The 16,148-nt window shown below is 63.8% G+C and carries 16 protein-coding genes and 1 pseudogene; 14 read left to right on the plus strand and 3 right to left on the minus strand.

Annotated elements, in window-relative coordinates; translation table 11 throughout:
- Positions 1–2 precede the first annotated feature (2 nt).
- The 13 genes and pseudogenes from flgC (at position 3) to RLDS_RS55685 (ending at position 11,002) form a co-directional block, all read left to right on the plus strand.
- Positions 3–413 carry a flagellar basal body rod protein FlgC gene (flgC, locus tag RLDS_RS53940; RefSeq protein WP_021228793.1) on the plus strand — a complete coding sequence of 137 codons (411 nt, stop codon included), beginning with the start codon at positions 3–5 and terminating at the stop codon, positions 411–413.
- Positions 410–1,069: a flagellar hook assembly protein FlgD gene (locus tag RLDS_RS53945; protein ID WP_021228794.1), complete on the plus strand. Its 660-nt coding sequence runs from the start codon at positions 410–412 to the stop codon at positions 1,067–1,069. Before flgC ends, RLDS_RS53945 begins: the two co-directional genes overlap by 4 nt.
- Positions 1,070–1,106: 37 nt before the next feature.
- On the plus strand, positions 1,107–1,952 hold the full coding sequence (locus RLDS_RS53950; RefSeq protein WP_021228795.1) for a flagellar hook-basal body complex protein: 846 nt from the start codon (positions 1,107–1,109) through the stop codon (positions 1,950–1,952).
- A gap of 148 nt (positions 1,953–2,100) precedes the next feature.
- A complete protein-coding gene (locus RLDS_RS53955) occupies positions 2,101–2,844 on the plus strand; it encodes a flagellar basal body rod protein FlgF (protein WP_021228796.1) in 744 nt (247 codons plus the stop codon).
- Between the two features lie 116 nt (positions 2,845–2,960).
- The gene (flgG, locus tag RLDS_RS53960) at positions 2,961–3,749 is read left to right on the plus strand and encodes a flagellar basal-body rod protein FlgG (RefSeq protein WP_021228797.1); all 789 of its coding nucleotides are present in this window, start codon (positions 2,961–2,963) and stop codon (positions 3,747–3,749) included.
- Between the two features lie 9 nt (positions 3,750–3,758).
- Complete coding sequence (locus RLDS_RS53965; RefSeq protein ID WP_031299290.1) at positions 3,759–4,439, plus strand: flagellar basal body L-ring protein FlgH; 681 nt, start codon at positions 3,759–3,761, stop codon at positions 4,437–4,439.
- Between the two features lie 173 nt (positions 4,440–4,612).
- Entirely contained in the window at positions 4,613–5,686 is a 1,074-nt protein-coding gene (locus RLDS_RS53970; RefSeq protein ID WP_031299292.1) for a flagellar basal body P-ring protein FlgI, read from the plus strand.
- Positions 5,686–6,027: a rod-binding protein gene (locus RLDS_RS53975; RefSeq protein ID WP_021228800.1), complete on the plus strand. Its 342-nt coding sequence runs from the start codon at positions 5,686–5,688 to the stop codon at positions 6,025–6,027. Before RLDS_RS53970 ends, RLDS_RS53975 begins: the two co-directional genes overlap by 1 nt.
- The gene (gene flgK / locus RLDS_RS53980) at positions 6,024–7,361 is read left to right on the plus strand and encodes a flagellar hook-associated protein FlgK (RefSeq protein WP_021228801.1); all 1,338 of its coding nucleotides are present in this window, start codon (positions 6,024–6,026) and stop codon (positions 7,359–7,361) included. Before RLDS_RS53975 ends, flgK begins: the two co-directional genes overlap by 4 nt.
- A gap of 18 nt (positions 7,362–7,379) precedes the next feature.
- Positions 7,380–8,225, plus strand: a complete 846-nt coding sequence (locus tag RLDS_RS53985; protein WP_021228802.1) for a flagellin — start codon at positions 7,380–7,382, stop codon at positions 8,223–8,225.
- A 125-nt stretch (positions 8,226–8,350) separates the two neighbouring features.
- Positions 8,351–9,214 carry a flagellar motor stator protein MotA gene (gene motA, locus RLDS_RS53990; RefSeq protein ID WP_021228803.1) on the plus strand — a complete coding sequence of 288 codons (864 nt, stop codon included), beginning with the start codon at positions 8,351–8,353 and terminating at the stop codon, positions 9,212–9,214.
- A gap of 3 nt (positions 9,215–9,217) precedes the next feature.
- Complete coding sequence (locus RLDS_RS53995; protein WP_021228804.1) at positions 9,218–10,270, plus strand: flagellar motor protein MotB; 1,053 nt, start codon at positions 9,218–9,220, stop codon at positions 10,268–10,270.
- A gap of 443 nt (positions 10,271–10,713) precedes the next feature.
- Positions 10,714–11,002: pseudogene (locus tag RLDS_RS55685) on the plus strand (GIY-YIG nuclease family protein).
- A gap of 341 nt (positions 11,003–11,343) precedes the next feature.
- Here RLDS_RS55685 and RLDS_RS54000 read toward each other — a convergent pair.
- The 3 genes from RLDS_RS54000 to RLDS_RS54010 are packed head-to-tail and all read right to left on the minus strand — an operon-like array spanning position 11,344 to position 13,776.
- Positions 11,344–12,147 carry a LytR/AlgR family response regulator transcription factor gene (locus RLDS_RS54000; RefSeq protein ID WP_021228806.1) on the minus strand — a complete coding sequence of 268 codons (804 nt, stop codon included), beginning with the start codon at positions 12,145–12,147 and terminating at the stop codon, positions 11,344–11,346.
- Positions 12,144–13,250 (minus strand): sensor histidine kinase, encoded by a 1,107-nt coding sequence (locus tag RLDS_RS54005; RefSeq protein ID WP_031299296.1) that lies wholly within the window; start codon positions 13,248–13,250, stop codon positions 12,144–12,146. The genes RLDS_RS54000 and RLDS_RS54005 overlap by 4 nt, the downstream gene beginning before the upstream one ends.
- A 43-nt stretch (positions 13,251–13,293) precedes the next feature.
- On the minus strand, positions 13,294–13,776 hold the full coding sequence (locus RLDS_RS54010; RefSeq protein WP_021228808.1) for a winged helix-turn-helix transcriptional regulator: 483 nt from the start codon (positions 13,774–13,776) through the stop codon (positions 13,294–13,296).
- Between the two features lie 110 nt (positions 13,777–13,886).
- Here RLDS_RS54010 and RLDS_RS54015 point away from each other — a divergent pair, with 110 nt between their 5' ends.
- Positions 13,887–15,992 carry a RelA/SpoT family protein gene (locus RLDS_RS54015; RefSeq protein WP_021228809.1) on the plus strand — a complete coding sequence of 702 codons (2,106 nt, stop codon included), beginning with the start codon at positions 13,887–13,889 and terminating at the stop codon, positions 15,990–15,992.
- Positions 15,993–16,148: the final 156 nt, after the last annotated feature.

Here is a 16,148-nt window from a genome sequence, read left to right on the forward strand (position 1 = left end):
GCATGAGCGGCAATGGCGCCATGAACATTTTCGATATCGCCGGCCGCGCCATGAGCGCGCAGCTGGTGCGTCTCAACACCACCGCGTCCAACATGGCGAATGCGGGCAATGTGACTGGCAGCGCGCAGGACGCCTATCGCGCGATCAAGCCGGTCTTCACATCCGTGACGGACAGCCCGGGCGTATCGACGGTCAAGGTGTCGGACGTCGTCACCACGAAGGCCGAACCGACCAAGCGCCACGACCCCAATCATCCGCTGGCCGACGCCAATGGCGATGTGTGGGAAGCGGCGGTCGATAGCAATGCCGAGCTGGTCGACATGATCGAGACCGCCCGCATGTACCAGAATAATGTCCAGGTGCTCAACACCGCCAAGTCCCTGATGCTCGAAACCATAAGGATCGGCAAATGACGAGCGTTTCCACCGTCACCGACAGCGCCGGGCTTTCGGTCTATAATCCCAACGCGACCGTCGGCACCGGCAGCGCGACAATGGATCAGGCGAGCTTCCTGAAGCTGCTGACCGCGCAGATGCAGTATCAGGACCCGTTCGAACCGGTCGACAATGCCGAAATGGTGTCGCAGATGGCGACCATCACCAATTCCAGCGGCATCGCCGAGATGAACGCCAATCTGGCGTCGATTAAGGAAGAGCTGACCGGAACGCGGCTGGGCGATGCGGCGAGCTGGATCGGCAAGTCGATGCTGGTCCAGAGCAATGTCGCCGTGCCCGACGCCAGCGGCTATTATGCCGGCCAGGTCACTTTCGCCGACGCCACCGATGGCGCGACCGTCGACCTGGTCGATGGCAGCGGCAATGTCGTCAAGACCATTGATCTTGGATCGCAGCAGGCGGGCGACGTCACCTTCTACTGGGATGGCAAGGACGACACGGGCGAAACCGTGTCCACCGACGCCCTGCAGGTGAAGGTCAACGGCGCCACCCCCAGCAAGGTCGCGACCTGGGCCACCATCGCCGCCGTCCAGTCACCCGCGGACGGGTCGTCTTCCAAACTGATCACCGCGCTGGGCAGCTACAGCCCGTCCGACGCGCTGAGCCTGATGTAATTTCCAACCCCATCCTTTTCACCCAAGGAGCAACGCCATGTCCTTTTATGTATCGCTTTCCGGCCTCAAGGGCGCGCAGGCTGACCTGTCCGCCATCTCCAACAATGTCGCCAACGTGAACTCCACCGCCTTCAAGAAAAGCAAGGCGCAGTTCGGCGACATCTTCGCCGCCTCGCCGATGCAGACGACGCATCAGGTCGCAGGCCAGGGCGTCCGCGTGCAGGGCATCACCCAGCAGTTCACGCAGGGCACGATCGAAACCACCGACAAGACGCTGGACCTCGCCATCACCGGCGAAGGCTTCTTCACCGTGAAGGGCGAGGATGGCACGATCAGCTACACCCGCAACGGCGCCTTTGCCGTCGACAATGACCGTTATGCCGTCGACACCACCGGTTCGCGCATTCAGGTGTTCGCGGTCGATCCCGAAACAGGCGAGCTGACCACGCCGCCGACCAGCGCCACCGGTCCGGGCGACCTTACCGACCTGCAAATCCCGACCACGTACAACAATGAAGCCGACGGCGCGCAGCTGACCAGCGTCGGCGTGTCGAAGGAAGGCCTGGTTTCGGCCATCTACGCCGATGGCAGCACCGTTTACCTGGGCCAGGTCGCGATGGCGTCCTTCAACAGCCTGGAAGGGCTGCGCCAGCAGGGCGACGCACACTGGACCTCCACCGTCGAAAGCGGCAACCCCATCCTGGGCACCGCCAATCAGGGCATGTTCGGTTCGGTCAACTCCGGCTCGCTGGAACGCTCCAACGTCGACATCACGGACGAACTGGTCCAGCTGATCGCCGCCCAGCGCAATTTCCAGGCGAACAGCAAGGCGATCGAGGCGGCCAATACGCTGACCACCACCATCGTCAACATCCGCACCTAACTTCTGCTCGCGGGGAAAGGCATCCCGTTCGTGCTGAGCAGAGGCTGAGCGTGTCGAAGCCTCCTATCGAAGCATCCTTCGATACGCCATTTCGACTTTGCTCAATGGCTACTCAGGACGAACGGCCGATAGAAAGGATAGGTAAGCCATGGACCGGCTCGTCAACACGGCACTGACGGCGATGCGCGGCGCGATGGCGCGGCAGGCGTCGATCGCGAACAACCTCGCCAATGCCAACACCGTTGGTTTTCGCGCGGAAATCGCCAATGCCGAAACGCGCTGGATTCAGGGCGAAAGCTTCGACACCCGCGCCCAGGCCTCCGAACAGGTGATCGCCGCTGACATGGCGCAAGGCGCGGTCACCGAAACGGGCAATCCGCTCGACGTGGCCCTGGACGGGGACGCACTGCTCACCGTCCAGGCCACCGACGGCAGCGAAGCCTATACGCGCCGCGGCGACCTCAAGGTTTCCGACAGCGGCCTGCTGACCACCGGCGACGGCCTGCCCGTGCTGGGCGAAGGCGGCCCGGTCATCCTGCCGCAAATGGACAGCGTCTCCATCGCCAAGGATGGCAGCATCTGGGGCGTGCCCCAGGGCGGCGACCCGGCCAATCCGCAGCAGGTCGACAAGCTCAAGCTGGTCAATGCGGCTGGCTCCAGCATCGCCAAGGGCAATGACGGCCTGTTCCGCGAAGTCAATGGCGGCGCCCTGCCCTCCGATCCGCTCGCCACCGTGACATCGGGATCGCTGGAAGGATCGAACGTCAATTCGACCCAGGCGCTGATCGACATGATCGAGGCCAGCCGCGCATGGGAAACGCAGGTCAAGATGATCGACACCGCCAAACAGCTGGACGATGGCGGCGCGTCGCTGATGCGCCTCGACAGCTAGGCCCTATGATTAATTTTGGCACGCCTCTTGCTTGGATGCGTGCATGAGCGGTCCGCTTGAGGATCGCGCCGAAGACTGAGCGGTCCGCATAAGGATCGCGCCACGGAGAATGCACGATGAGCAACGCCGCCCTTCATGTCGCCCGCACCGGCCTTGACGCGCAGAACACGAAGATGCGCGTCATCGCCAACAACCTGGCGAACGTCAACACGACCGGTTTCAAGAAGGACCGCGCCGATTTCGAGACGCTGGCCTATCAGCAGATCGTGCAGGCCGGGGCCAATTCCGACGCGGAAAACAAGTTCGCCACCGGGCTGAACCTGGGATCAGGCGTGGCGCTTCAGGGCACCAGCAAGATCAACACGCAAGGCACGCTGACCCAGACCAGCAATGCGCTGGACATGGCGATCGAGGGATCGGGCTATTTTCAGGTGCAGCAGCCTGACGGTTCCATCGCCTATACGCGCGCCGGCAACTTCAGCGTCACCGCCGAAGGGACGATCGTCACCGGCGACGGCCTGCCGCTCATCCCGCAGATCACCGTGCCGCAGGGCGCGACATCGGTGTCGATCGGCAATGACGGCACGGTGTCCGCGACGTTGCAGGGCGAAAGCGAACCCAGCCAGCTCGGCCAGATCGAGCTTGCCAGCTTCATGAATCCGTCGGGCCTGCAATCCGTCGGTGGCAACCTGCTGGTCGAAACCGCCGCCAGCGGCACGCCGCAGGTCGGGATCGCTGGGTTGGAAGGGCGCGGCGTCATCCGCTCGGGCTATCTGGAAACATCCAACGTCAACATCGTCGAGGAACTGGTCGACATGATCGAGACGCAGCGCGCCTATGAGGTCAACAGCAAGATGATCAAGGCGACCGACGAAATGCTCCAGTACGTCAACCAGAATATCTGAGCCATCATGATGCGCCTGTCCTTCGCCCTTGTCGCCGCCGTTTCCGTGCTTGCCCTCGCCGCGTCGCCCGCCGATGCGCGCAAGAAGAAGCGCGAGGTGGAGCGCGAATATTTCGCGCCGACCGTCATTGCCCAGCCGGCCGCGCCTGCCGCCAACGGCTCCATCTTCCAGACGTCGGTCGGCTATACGCCGCTGACCAGCGGCGCGCGCGCCACCACCGTTGGCGACATCATCACCATCGTGCTGGTCGAACGCACCCAGGCGTCCAAGAGCAACAGCGCCGACACCAGCCGCAGCGGCTCCTTCGGGCTGACGCCGCCGACCACCGGCGTTCTTTCCAAGCTGTTTTCGGCAAGCGACGTCGCGATGGGCGGCAATAACGGCTTCACCGGCAAGGGCGCGGCGACCCAGTCCAACGCGCTGTCGGGCGAAATCACCGTCACCATCGCGCAGGTCTATCCCAACGGCACCATGCTGGTGAAGGGCGAGAAGGCGTTGACGCTCAATCGCGGCGACGAATTCATCCAGATCAGCGGCCTCGTCCGCCAGGCCGACATCAGCCCGGACAACCGCATCGCCTCGACCCGCGTCGCCGACGCCAAGATCATCTACAAGGGCAAGGGCGAGATCGCCAATGCCAGCCGCCAGGGCTGGCTCCAGCGTTTCTTCTCCGCGATCAGCCCCTTCTGATGGAGAGCCCAGTGAGCGTTTTCCACCGCCTCTTTTCATTCCTCCCCTGGAAGGGGAGGTGGCAGGGCGCAGCCCGGACGGAGGGGTGTCACCCCATCGAAAGCGGGACGCCCCTCCACCACCAGCTTCGCTGGCGGTTCCCCTCCCCTTCAACGGGAGGATGGTGCGTCGCGCTGGTCGCCGCCTTCGCCCTCGTCACGCCCGCCCATGCCGAGCGGATCAAGGATCTCGGCACGTTCCAGGGCGTGCGCCCCAACCAGCTGACCGGCTACGGCATTGTCGTCGGCCTTGCCGGCACGGGCGACGACAGCATCGAATATGCGACGCAGGGCATGAAGGGCGTGGTGTCGCGCTTTGGCCTGACGCTGCCGCAGGGCGTCAATCCGGCGCTCAAGAACGCCGCGGCCGTGCTGGTGACGGCCGACCTGCCCGCCTTTTCCAAGCCCGGCCAGCGGCTGGACGTTACCGTGTCGGCGCTGGGCAAGGCCAAGTCGCTGCGCGGCGGCACGCTGATCATGACCCCGCTGCGCGGCGCAGACAATGAAATCTACGCCATGGCGCAGGGCAACCTTGCCGTCGGTGGCCTCGGCGTATCCGGCGCCGATGGCAGCCAAGTGTCGGTCAACATTCCCTCGGCCGGCCGCATCCCCAGCGGCGCGACGGTCGAACGGGCGGTGGCGACCGGTTTCGACACCGCGCCCACCTTGACCTTCAACCTTGCCGAAGCGGACCTCACTACCGCGCTGCGCGTGGCCGATGGCATCAACCGCGCCTTTGGCGACAACCGGGCGAGCGCGGTCGACGCTGTATCGGTGACAATCGCCGCCGCGCCCGGCGCGGAGCAGCGCATCATGATGATGGGCATGATCGAAAATATCGAGGTGGCGCCCGCCGACGCACCGGCCCGCGTCATCGTCAACGCGCGCACCGGCACAGTCGTCATCAACGGCGCGGTTAAGATCCATCCGGCCGCCGTCGCCCACGGAAAACTGACGGTCAGCGTCAATGAATCGCCCCGCGTGGTGCAGCCCGCGCCCTTCAGCCAGGGGCAGACCGCACTGGAGCCGTCGAGCAACATCAGCATCGACGAACAGAAAAAACCGATGGTCAATTTTAAAGGTGGGGCGTCGCTGGCCGATATAGTCAAGGCGGTCAACGCCATCGGGGCATCCCCGGCGGACATGGTCGCGATCCTCGAAGCCTTGAAACAGGCGGGCGCGATGAAAGCCGATCTGGTGGTGCTGTGATGCAGGTGACGACAACTTCTCCGACGACGGCAGCGACCGGGTCTGGCGCAGGCGGCGCGAACCGCGCCGCGCTGGACAAGGTCGCCCACCAGTTCGAAGCGGTGTTCCTGCGCCAGATGATCGGCGCGATGCGCTCGGCCAGCCTGGCCGAGGGCATCACCGATTCCAGCGCCACCCAGCAATTTCAGGACATGGCCGACGCGCGCACCGCCGACGCCATGGCGAGCAAGGGCGCCATGGGCATCGCCGAACTGCTCATCAAGCAATTTGGCGCGCGCGTCGCCCCCACAGCTGCCGACGCGCCCGCCCCTGACGGCGCGGCCGGGACGCCCGGCGCATGAGCGACCTTTTCATCATCGGGTCGTCGGGGACCAAGGCCTATCGCACCGCGATGGCCGCCATTTCCGAAAATATCGCCAATGCCGGCACCGACGGCTATGCCCGGCGCACGGTGACGACGGCGGAATCGGGCGCGTCGACCTCGACCATGTCGCTCTACATCGCCAAGGCGAATTTCGGCGGCACGCAGGTGATGGGCGTTGACCGCGCAAGCGACCCCTATCTCGACGCGACGGTGCGCTCGACCGGCATGACTTTGGGCAGCGCGACGGCGCGGCTGCGCTGGCTGACCGACGCGGAAACCGCGATGAACGACAGCAGCACGGGCGTTGGCCAGCTGATGACCAGCATGTTCCAGAATATGGAAAAGCTGGCGGCCAGCCCCGGCGACACGTCGCTGCGCGTCACCACGCTCGACAGCATCAGCCGCGTGGCGCAATCGTTCAACCAGACCGCGGCCGACCTTAAAAATGTGTCGGACGGCATCGCCACCGAAGCCACCGCCTCGGTCGAAACGATCAACCGTTCGCTCTCCGCGCTCGCTAATATCAACAACAGCCTGCTGCGCGCGCAACCGGGCACGTCCGCTTATGCCCAGTTGCTCGACAGCCGCGACGCGGCCTTGCAGGACCTGTCGGAAAATCTGAACGTCACGATCAGCTTCGGCGCGCATGACAGCGCCGAAATCAGCTTTGCCGGGCAGACATTGGTGAGCGGCAACAGCGCCGCCAGCCTGTCGGTCGCCGCCAATGCCGATGGCACGCTGGCGCTCAGCCTGGCCGACGGCACCGCGCTCGGCGCGCCCGCCAACGGCACGCTGGGCGGCCTGTTTTCCGCCGCGCAGACCGTCACCGAACGCCGCGCCAGCCTCGACACGCTGGCCGAAAAATTCGTCACCGACGTCAATGCCTGGCATGCGCAGGGCCTGACCGATGCTGGCGACGCGGGCGTTCCGCTGCTGTCTTATGGCGGCGGCGCGGCCAGTGTGACGGCGCTCGTCACCGATCCGGCCTTGCTGGCGCTCAAGTCCGCCGATGGCACGCTTAACGGCAATCTTCTGACCGTCACCTCCACCTTGCGCGGCAATGGCAGCGTCGAACAGGCCTGGACATCGCTGGTCGCCACCCACGCCAACCTGTTGGGCGCGACCCAGGCGGAATTTGACACCGCGACCAACCGCAGCGACCAGGCCATCGCCGCGCGCGAGGCGGTAAGCGGCGTCGATCTCGACATGGAAGCGGCCGACCTGTTGCGCCTGCAACAGGCCTATTCGGGCTGCGCCAAGATATTGCAGATCGCCAAGGAAACCATCGATTCCATCCTCAACATCATCTGACCGGCAAAGGGCTGACCCATGGTAGGCATCACCAACAAGATCATGCTCGCTGAAATGCGCCGGCAACAGAAATTGTCGCAAAGCATCGTCGACGGGCAGACCGCCATTTCGACCGGCATCACGCTCAACAAGCCGTCCGACAATGCGCTCGCCTGGGTGCAGGTGTCCGACATCGGCCGCGCGCAGGCGCAGCAGGCCGCCTGGCAGGCCAATGTCAGCTATGGCACGACCCGCGCCGCCACCGCCGAATCCAACCTGTCGGAAATCAACAACCTCCTCACCCGCGCGCAGGAACTGGTGACGTCGGCCCGCAACGGATCGCTGAACGACACCAGCCGCGCCGCCATTGTCGAGGAACTAGGCACGATCCGCACCACGATCGACGAAATGCTCAACCAGACCGATTATCAGGGCACGCCCGTATTCGATGACGGGCAAAGCACGCTCGTGCCGGTGAGCCGGGGCCTCAACCTGGCGGTTGTCGGCACCAAGCAGGAAGTGTCGGAGGGGATCGACGTCAATGGCACGCCCATGTCGATCAACGACGTGCTCGCCGCCAGCATCGCCGCCGTCGAAAGCGGCGTCGACGCGGACATCGCCGGCTCGCTCGACGGGGTGAAGGCGGCGCAGGCGCACATCACCGTCGAACAGGCCAAGCAAGGTGTGCGCAGCGACCGGCTGGAGGTGATCGGCGACCGGCTGACCGATGTCGACATTGACCTCACCGAACGGCGGGCGGACCTGGAATCCACCGATCTTCAGGAAGTGATTTCCCGCGTCCAGTCGCAGCTGCTGCAACTTGAAGCGGCGCAGTCCGCCTATGCGCGTATCAACCAGAAGACGCTGTTCGACCTCGTCAGTTGATGGTCGCGTAAAAAGGCGTCGACGTCCTAAAGCGGATGCTAACCAGTCCGTATTAACCAGAAAGGGACCAGCGCACCGGCGCTGACGCAGCCACCGCCACACAGGCGCTACTTTCGGGGATAGTCATGTTCGCAATCATCGGCCTTGTCGTGCTTCTGGGCATGGTGTTCGGCGGCTTCATCTTCACCGGCGGCGATATCGGCCCGGTGCTCCACGCGCTTCCGCACGAAATGCTGATCATCGGCGGCGCGGCCGTCGGCGCGCTCATCATCGGCAATTCGGGCGCGGACTTAAAAGCGCTGGGCGGCGGCCTTGCCAAGGTGTTCAAGGGGCCGGCCTACAAGAAACAGGATTTCCTCGACTGCATCTTCCTTGTCAGCAAGCTGATGAAGACGCTGCGGGTCGAAGGGCCGGTGGCGCTCGAACCCCATATCGAGGATCCGGGCACCTCCCCCATCTTCGCCGAATATCCCAAGCTGATGAAGGACAAGACGCTCATCCACCTGATCAGCGACACGCTGCGGCTGGTCGTCGTCTCGTCCGGCACGCTGGATCCGCATGCGGTGGAGGAGGTGATGGACAACAGCCTCAAGACCCATCACCATGAAGCCTTGAAGCCCGCCGACAATCTCCAGGGTCTGGCCGACGCGCTGCCGGCGCTGGGCATCGTCGCGGCGGTGCTGGGCGTGGTCAAGACGATGGGCTCGATCGACCAGCCGCCTTCGGTGCTGGGCGCGATGATCGGGTCGGCGCTGGTCGGCACGTTCCTGGGCGTGCTGCTCGCCTATGGCATGGTCAACCCCTTCGCCAACCGCTGCCGCGCGGTGATCGAGCAGGATGGCGCCATCTATCATGTGGTGAAGCAGATCATCATCGCCTCGCTGCACGGCCACCCGCAGCCGCTGGTGATCGAAGCCGCGCGTTCCAGCCTGATCCACGCCAACCAGCCCGGCTTTGCCGAGGTGTTCGACGGCATGCGGAACAAATAAGCCATGGCCGAGAAAAAGCGCGGCGCGAACGAGCCTGAACCAAGGCCGATCATCGTCAAGAAAATCATCGTCGACGGGCATGGCGGTCATCATGGCGGCGCGTGGAAGGTCGCCTATGCCGACTTCGTGACGGCGATGATGGCCTTCTTCCTGCTGATGTGGCTGCTGGGCGCGACCACGGAAAAGCAGCGCAAGGCGCTGGCCGACTATTTCACGCCGACGCTGGTGGAACTCAAAATGGCATCGGCCGGGTCGACCGGCCTGATGGGCGGCGACAGCCTGACGGGGAAGGATAATTATCCGACCACGGGAGGCGTGGGCAACCTGTCCATCACCATCCCGCGCGACGCCACCGGCACCAAGGACCAGGGCGGCAAGGCGATGCGCGCGGCCGACCGGCAGAAGTTCGAATCGATCAAGAAGGATCTGGAAGCGCGCATGAACCGCAAGGGCCTGTCGCGCCTGCGCAAGAATGTCCGCTTCACCGAAACCCGCGAAGGGTTGCGCATTGACCTGATCGACGAAGCCGATTTCGCGATGTTCGCCATGGGCACCGACCGGCTCGTCCCCGAAGCGCGCGCGCTGGTGGGCGAAGTGGCGAGCGTCCTGCAGACCATGCCCAACGACCTCATCGTGCGCGGCCATACCGACGCCCTGCCCTATGCGTCGGGCAAGTCGATGAACAACTGGCGCCTGTCGTCCGCCCGCGCGGAATCGACGCGCCAGGCGCTGGCGGACAGCGGCATCGGCAATCCCCGCTTCGCCCGGATCGAAGGCGTTGCCGACCGCGAACCGTTCGTGAAGGACAATCGCTACGACCCGCGCAACCGGCGCATGTCGATCATCCTGGGCTGGAGCCGCGGTGGCAGCGGCGATGCCAGCGACGAGGACACCGACGCCGAAACCCGCGCCGCGATCAGGGAACGCGACGATCCCCGCCGCGTCGCGCAGGAACAGGCGCGCAAGCTCGACATGGGCGGCACCGCCCTCCCCGCTGGCGTCGAACTGCTAAACCCCGCCGCGCCCGGCACGTCGAGCAAGCCCGGCAAGCATTGAGGCATGAGAACCGGGCGGCGACCGCCCGGGCCGCCGCCACGTCATGACATCCCCACCCTCCATCGCCTACGCCCCCCCGCCTGCTCGACCAAGCGCGGGCGGCACGGGATCGTCGGATGGATTGCGAACAGCCTCTCGCCATCGTCACTCCGCACCCATCGCTCTCGCCACCCCCACCGTCATCCCCGCGAACGCGGGGATCCATATCCCGGCAATGCACCCGCTATGACGTCAGGAGATGGGTCCTTGTTTCCGCAGGAATGACTGGGGTGGGTGGTTTGTGGACCGTGTGCTTCATATCGTCATCCCCGCGCAGGCGGGGATCCATCTTCTCAGCACGGCACATGGGCGATAGTCGAAAGATGGGTTCCCGCGTTCGCGGGAATGACGAAGAAGGGTGGAAATTTCTTCCGTCATGCCAGCGAAGGCTGGCATCTCAGGCGATGGCGCGCGGCGGGTACACCTACATCATGACCAACAAGGCTCGTGGCGTCCTCTACATTGGCGTTACCGCCAATCTCGCCGCACGGGTGCTTCAGCATCGAAACGGCGCCGGATCGACCTTCTGCAAGAAATATGGCCTCACGGTCTCGTGTTGGCGGAGCCTCACGATGACAGACGCTCGCCATTGCCCGCAAAAAGGCGCTCAAGGCCTGGAAGCGCGAATGGAAAATTCGATTGATCGAGGGCAGCAATCCAGATTGTCGCGATCTGTCAGACCTCATTGCATGACCGCCCGAGATCCCAGCCTTCGCTGGGATGACGGCTGTGGGGGCGAGCCCAAGGCGCTACTGAATGACCGGTAGTGGTCGCTTCAAGACAATCCTCCCCTGCAAGGGGAGGTGGCAATCCGAAGGATTGACGGAGGGGTGTCACGCTCTCGATAGGGCGATACCCCGCCACCACTTCGTAGTCCCCCTCCCCTTGCAGGGGAGGAAGATCCAGACCAAAGCAACAGCCGATTGCTAATCGTCATGCCGGGCTTGACCCGGCATCCCGCTCCCTTCGCACACCGTCAAACACAGGTTCGAACACGGCCGGTCCCGCATGGACCGCACCGGCCGACGCTGGCCTCAGTGCACGAAGCGCGCCACCACGTCGCGGTAGGAGCGGCTGACCTTCACCTGCGCGCCGCTTTCCAGCACCAGGAAACATTCGCCATTGGTGTGCGGCTTCACCTGCCGCACCTGGCTTAAGTTGACGATGGTGGAGCGGTGGACGCGCTGGAAATTGCGCGGGTCCAGCCGCTTTTCCAGGTCTTTCATGGTTTCGCGCAGAATCAGCGAGTTGTCGGCGGTGTAGATACACATATAGTCGCCGGCCGCATCGATGCGCTCGATCGAATCGACGTCGACGCGGAAAATCTGCCCACGATCCTTGATGTTGATGAGCTTTTCGAAGCGGTTGGACGCGGGCGCGCCATCCTCGCTCGCGGCGAAGTCGGTCATTGCCTGGGGCGCGACTTCGGCCAGCACCTCGCGCAGCTTTTCGACCTCCTGCACCTGCCGCTTTTCGGTCAGGCGCTGGCGCACCCGGTCGAGCGCGTCAGCCAGGCGCCCTTCCTCCACCGGCTTCATCAGATAATCGACCGCCTGCGCCTCGAATGCGCGGATCGCATGGTCGCTATAGGCGGTGACGAAGATGAACAGCGGCGGCTCGACCTCCATCATGCCCTGGACGACGGAAAAGCCGTCAAAGCCGGGCATCTGGATATCGAGGAACACAAGGTCGGGTTTGTGCGTCTTGATGGCGCGGATGGCCTCGCGGCCATTGGTGCAGGTTTCGACGATTTCGACATCCTCATGCGCTTGCAGACGCAGCTGAAGGCCCTGAATGGCCAGGCTTTCGTCGTCGACGAGGATTGTTCTGATGGTCATGCGGCGACTTTCGATCTTTCATCCATGTTAAGCGGAATTTCGATGATGACCGAAAATCCGCCCGGCGTGGAACGCGTTTCGAAGCGCTGTCGTTCCCCGAAGGCCTGAATTAACCGGTCCCGGATGTTCGGCAGGCCAACGCCCGTTCCCTCGCTCATGGGAATGTGCGGCTTGATGGCGCCATCGTTCAATCCCGGCCCGGTGTCCGATACGATGATCCGGACATTTTCACCGGCAGGTTGCGCCGTGACCGTGATATCGGCCCCTTCCTCCTTGGGCGTGACCGCATATTTGATCGCGTTTTCGACCAGCGGCTGCAACAGCAGTGATGGCAGGCGCGCATGGGACACGGCGGGATCGATCACGAAGGACGGGCGCAGCCTATCCTCGAACCGCATCTTCTCGATCTCCAGATAGAGTTTGAGCGTCTCCACCTCCTGCGCGATCGTCACCTGCGCGGTGGGTTCGTTGATCAGCGTGTAGCGCAGGAAGGAGGACAGGCGCGACAGCATCGCATTGGCCCGGTCGGTTTGCTTGAGCAGCACCAGCGTCGATATGCTGTTGAGCGTGTTGAACAGGAAATGGGGATTGAGCTGGTAGCGCAGCATCGCCAGTTGCGCGCTGGACGCCTGGGTTTCCAGTCGCGTGAGCTGGTCCGCCTGCTCCTCCACCGTCAGATAGAAATTGATCGCATAATAAAGCGCGGACCACGCGCCGATCAGCGTCACCGACAGATAGAAAGCGCCCAGAAACAGCTGCACGCCCGCCGTATCGCCGCTGCGATTCTGGGTGGAAAAGACCCAGGCGTCGATGAACGCCACCAGGCCCGCAGCTAGCACCACGGTCAGGATCGACACGCCCCAGGTGACGATCGGCCGTTGTTTGAGCAGATAGCGGAACGCCACCGCCATAAGCAGCGTCACCGAATAGCCCGTCACCGTGGAAATCAGCACCGGGATCAGGCTGGAAAAGGATTGCCCGTTCGCGATGGTGGAGGACCCGCGCAGCAGGAACGCGCCGGCCCATCCGAGCGATTGCAGGTTCCAGAAAGCGCGGTTCTTGTCAGCGAAAAAGGGCTGGGGCTGGATGCGGGTCACGGACATGGGGCCCATGCCTATGCCATTATCGCCCGGTCGGGAAGCCGGCTCACGCAGCGGCGGCCGGTTCCTCAGCCATGGGCGTCACTTCATCGGTGCACAGCCATACCAGGTCGGCCAGGTCCAGCGTCCGCCCGTCATGCGCCTGGATGGCGATGGGGCGGATCGGCTGTCCGTCGCGCTTGTCGGCCAGCACTTGGCACGCCTGCGTGCCGCAGCCCCAGCGTTCGCCCCACTGGCGCAGCGCGATCATCGCGGGCGCCAGGTCCTGCCCCTTGGGCGTCAGGCGATATTCCACCTTGCGCCGGTCGCACTGCATCGGCTGGCGCACCAATATGCCGTTTTCCACCAGCCGGGCGAGCCGGTTGGCCAGGATGTTGCGGGCGATGCCCAGGGTGGACTGAAATTCCTCGAAATGGCGGATGCCCGACAGGGCGCCGCGCAGGATAAGGAAGGACCAGCGTTCGCCCATCATCTCCAGCGCGCTGGGCAGCGCGCATTGTTCCAGATCCTGTGCCAGATTATGTTTCATCTGTCCCACATATAGCGCAAGGCAACACCCGTTGCAAAATCGCCACCTTATTATCGCAACATGGCGTTTTTTTGTTGCACGACAAGAGGGTTCCAACACAATCGGCGGCGATGCTGCGTCAATATGAACTTGTCGAACGGGTGAAGCGCTACGATCCGGATGCGGACGAGGCGATGATCAACCGCGCCTATGTTTTTTCGGTCCAGAAACATGGCTCGCAGAAGCGCGCCAGCGGCGACCCCTATTTCAGCCATCCGATCGAGGTCGCGGGCATCCTCACCGACTTCAACCTCGACGATCAGACCATCGTCACCGCCCTCCTCCACGACACGATCGAGGATACGCTCGTCACCTATGACGAGATTGAGAGCGCCTTTGGTCCCGATGTCGCCCGCATGGTCGATGGCGTGACCAAGCTGTCCAAGATCGAGGCCATGTCCGAAAATGAGCGGGCGGCCGAAAATCTGCGCAAGTTCCTGCTCGCCATGTCCGACGACATTCGCGTGTTGCTGGTCAAGCTGGCCGACCGGCTGCACAATATGCGCACGCTGCACTTCATCAAGAACGAGGCCAAGCGCCGCCGCATCGCGCGCGAAACCATGGACATCTACGCCCCGCTGGCCGAGCGGATCGGCATGTACGACTTCATGCGCGAGATGCAGCTGCTCGCCTTTCGCGAGCTGGAGCCGGAGGCCTATGACAGCATCACCCGGCGCCTCGAACATCTGAAGGAAGGCGGCCATGACAAGGTCGACCGCATCGGCGCGGAGCTGCAATTGCTGCTGGGCGGCAACGACCTGTCCGTGACCGTCTCGGGCCGCGAGAAACACCCTTATTCCATCTGGCGCAAGATGCAGGAGCGCCACATCAGTTTCGAACAGCTGACCGATGTCATGGCGTTCCGCGTCATCACCGACAGCACGGCCGACTGCTACCGCGCGCTCGGCATCATCCACCAGACCTTCAAGATGGTGCCCGGCCGCTTCAAGGATTATATCTCCACGCCCAAGCGGAACGGATACCGCTCGCTCCACACCACCGTCATCCATCAGGACAATGCCCGCATAGAGGTGCAGATTCGCAGTCGCGCGATGCACAATGACGCGGAACTGGGCCTTGCCGCCCATTGGGCCTACAAGCAGAAGGGCGACGCGACCGATCATCACGCCGCCTGGCTGCGCGACCTGGTCGAGATCCTCGAACAGAGCCAGGACGCGGACGAACTGCTCGAACATACCCGCATGGCGATGTATCAGGACCGCATCTTCGCCTTCACCCCCAAGGGCGAGCTGCACCAGCTGCCCAAGGGCTCCACGCCGGTCGATTTCGCCTATGCCGTCCACACGAGCCTCGGCAACCAGACCGTGGGGGCGAAGGTCAATGGCCGGGTCGTGCCGCTGCGCACCTCCCTCGACAATGGCGATCAGGTCGAAATATTGAAGTCGGAAGGGCAGGAGCCGCAGCCCGGCTGGCTCTCCTTCGCCATCACCGGCAAGGCGCGCGCCGCCATCCGCCGCTTCATCCGCCAGAAACAGCGCGGGGAGGAGATCAAGCTTGGCGAGAAACTCTATGAGGAGATTATCGGCCGCTTCCCCGCCGATCTTGCCAGCGAACTGGGCGACAAGGCGCTGAAGGCCGCGCTCAAGCGCTTGAAGCTGGAGGATCGCGCGGCGCTGATGGTCGCCATCGCCACCCACCGCGTGCTCGACCATGAAGTGATGGAGGCGCTCGTCCCCGGCTCCACCAGCGCGCAGGGGATGGAGGATGTGCATCCGCGCCAGCATGAACCCGTGTCGATCCGCGGCCTCACGCCGGGCATTGCCTATAACCTTGGCGATTGCTGCCATCCCGTGCCCGGCGACCGCATCGTGGGCGTCCGCCGCACCGGCGCGCCGATCGAGGTGCACACCATCGACTGCCGCTCGCTGGAGATGGAGCAGGATGACGACTGGGTCGATTTGAGCTGGGACAGCAAGTCCAAGGGCGGCACCGCCCGCCTCTCCGTCATCGTCAAGAACCAGCCCGGTGCGCTCGCCGCCGTCGCCAATGTCTTCGGCGCGACCAAGGCGAACATCCTGAACCTCCAGCTGGTCAACCGCGAAGGCCCCTTCCACACCGACATCATCGACCTGGAAGTGGCCGACGCCCAGCATCTGATGCGGATATTGTCGGCGCTACGGGCGATCGATGTCGTGGTGCAGGCGGACCGGGTTTAGGGAGCCAATATCCCAACCCATCTGCCATCGACAGCGATTTCGCTGCGACGGGCGGACGCCCGGATGACGCTGACACAGAGGGCTATTCACTTCACCTCCACCCCCGCTCAGTTTGGCATCGACATCCGGGCTTGACAAAAATCTACATAGGTAGAT

Source organism: Sphingobium lactosutens DS20, from assembly GCF_000445105.1.
GTDB classification, from domain to species: domain Bacteria; phylum Pseudomonadota; class Alphaproteobacteria; order Sphingomonadales; family Sphingomonadaceae; genus Sphingobium; species Sphingobium lactosutens.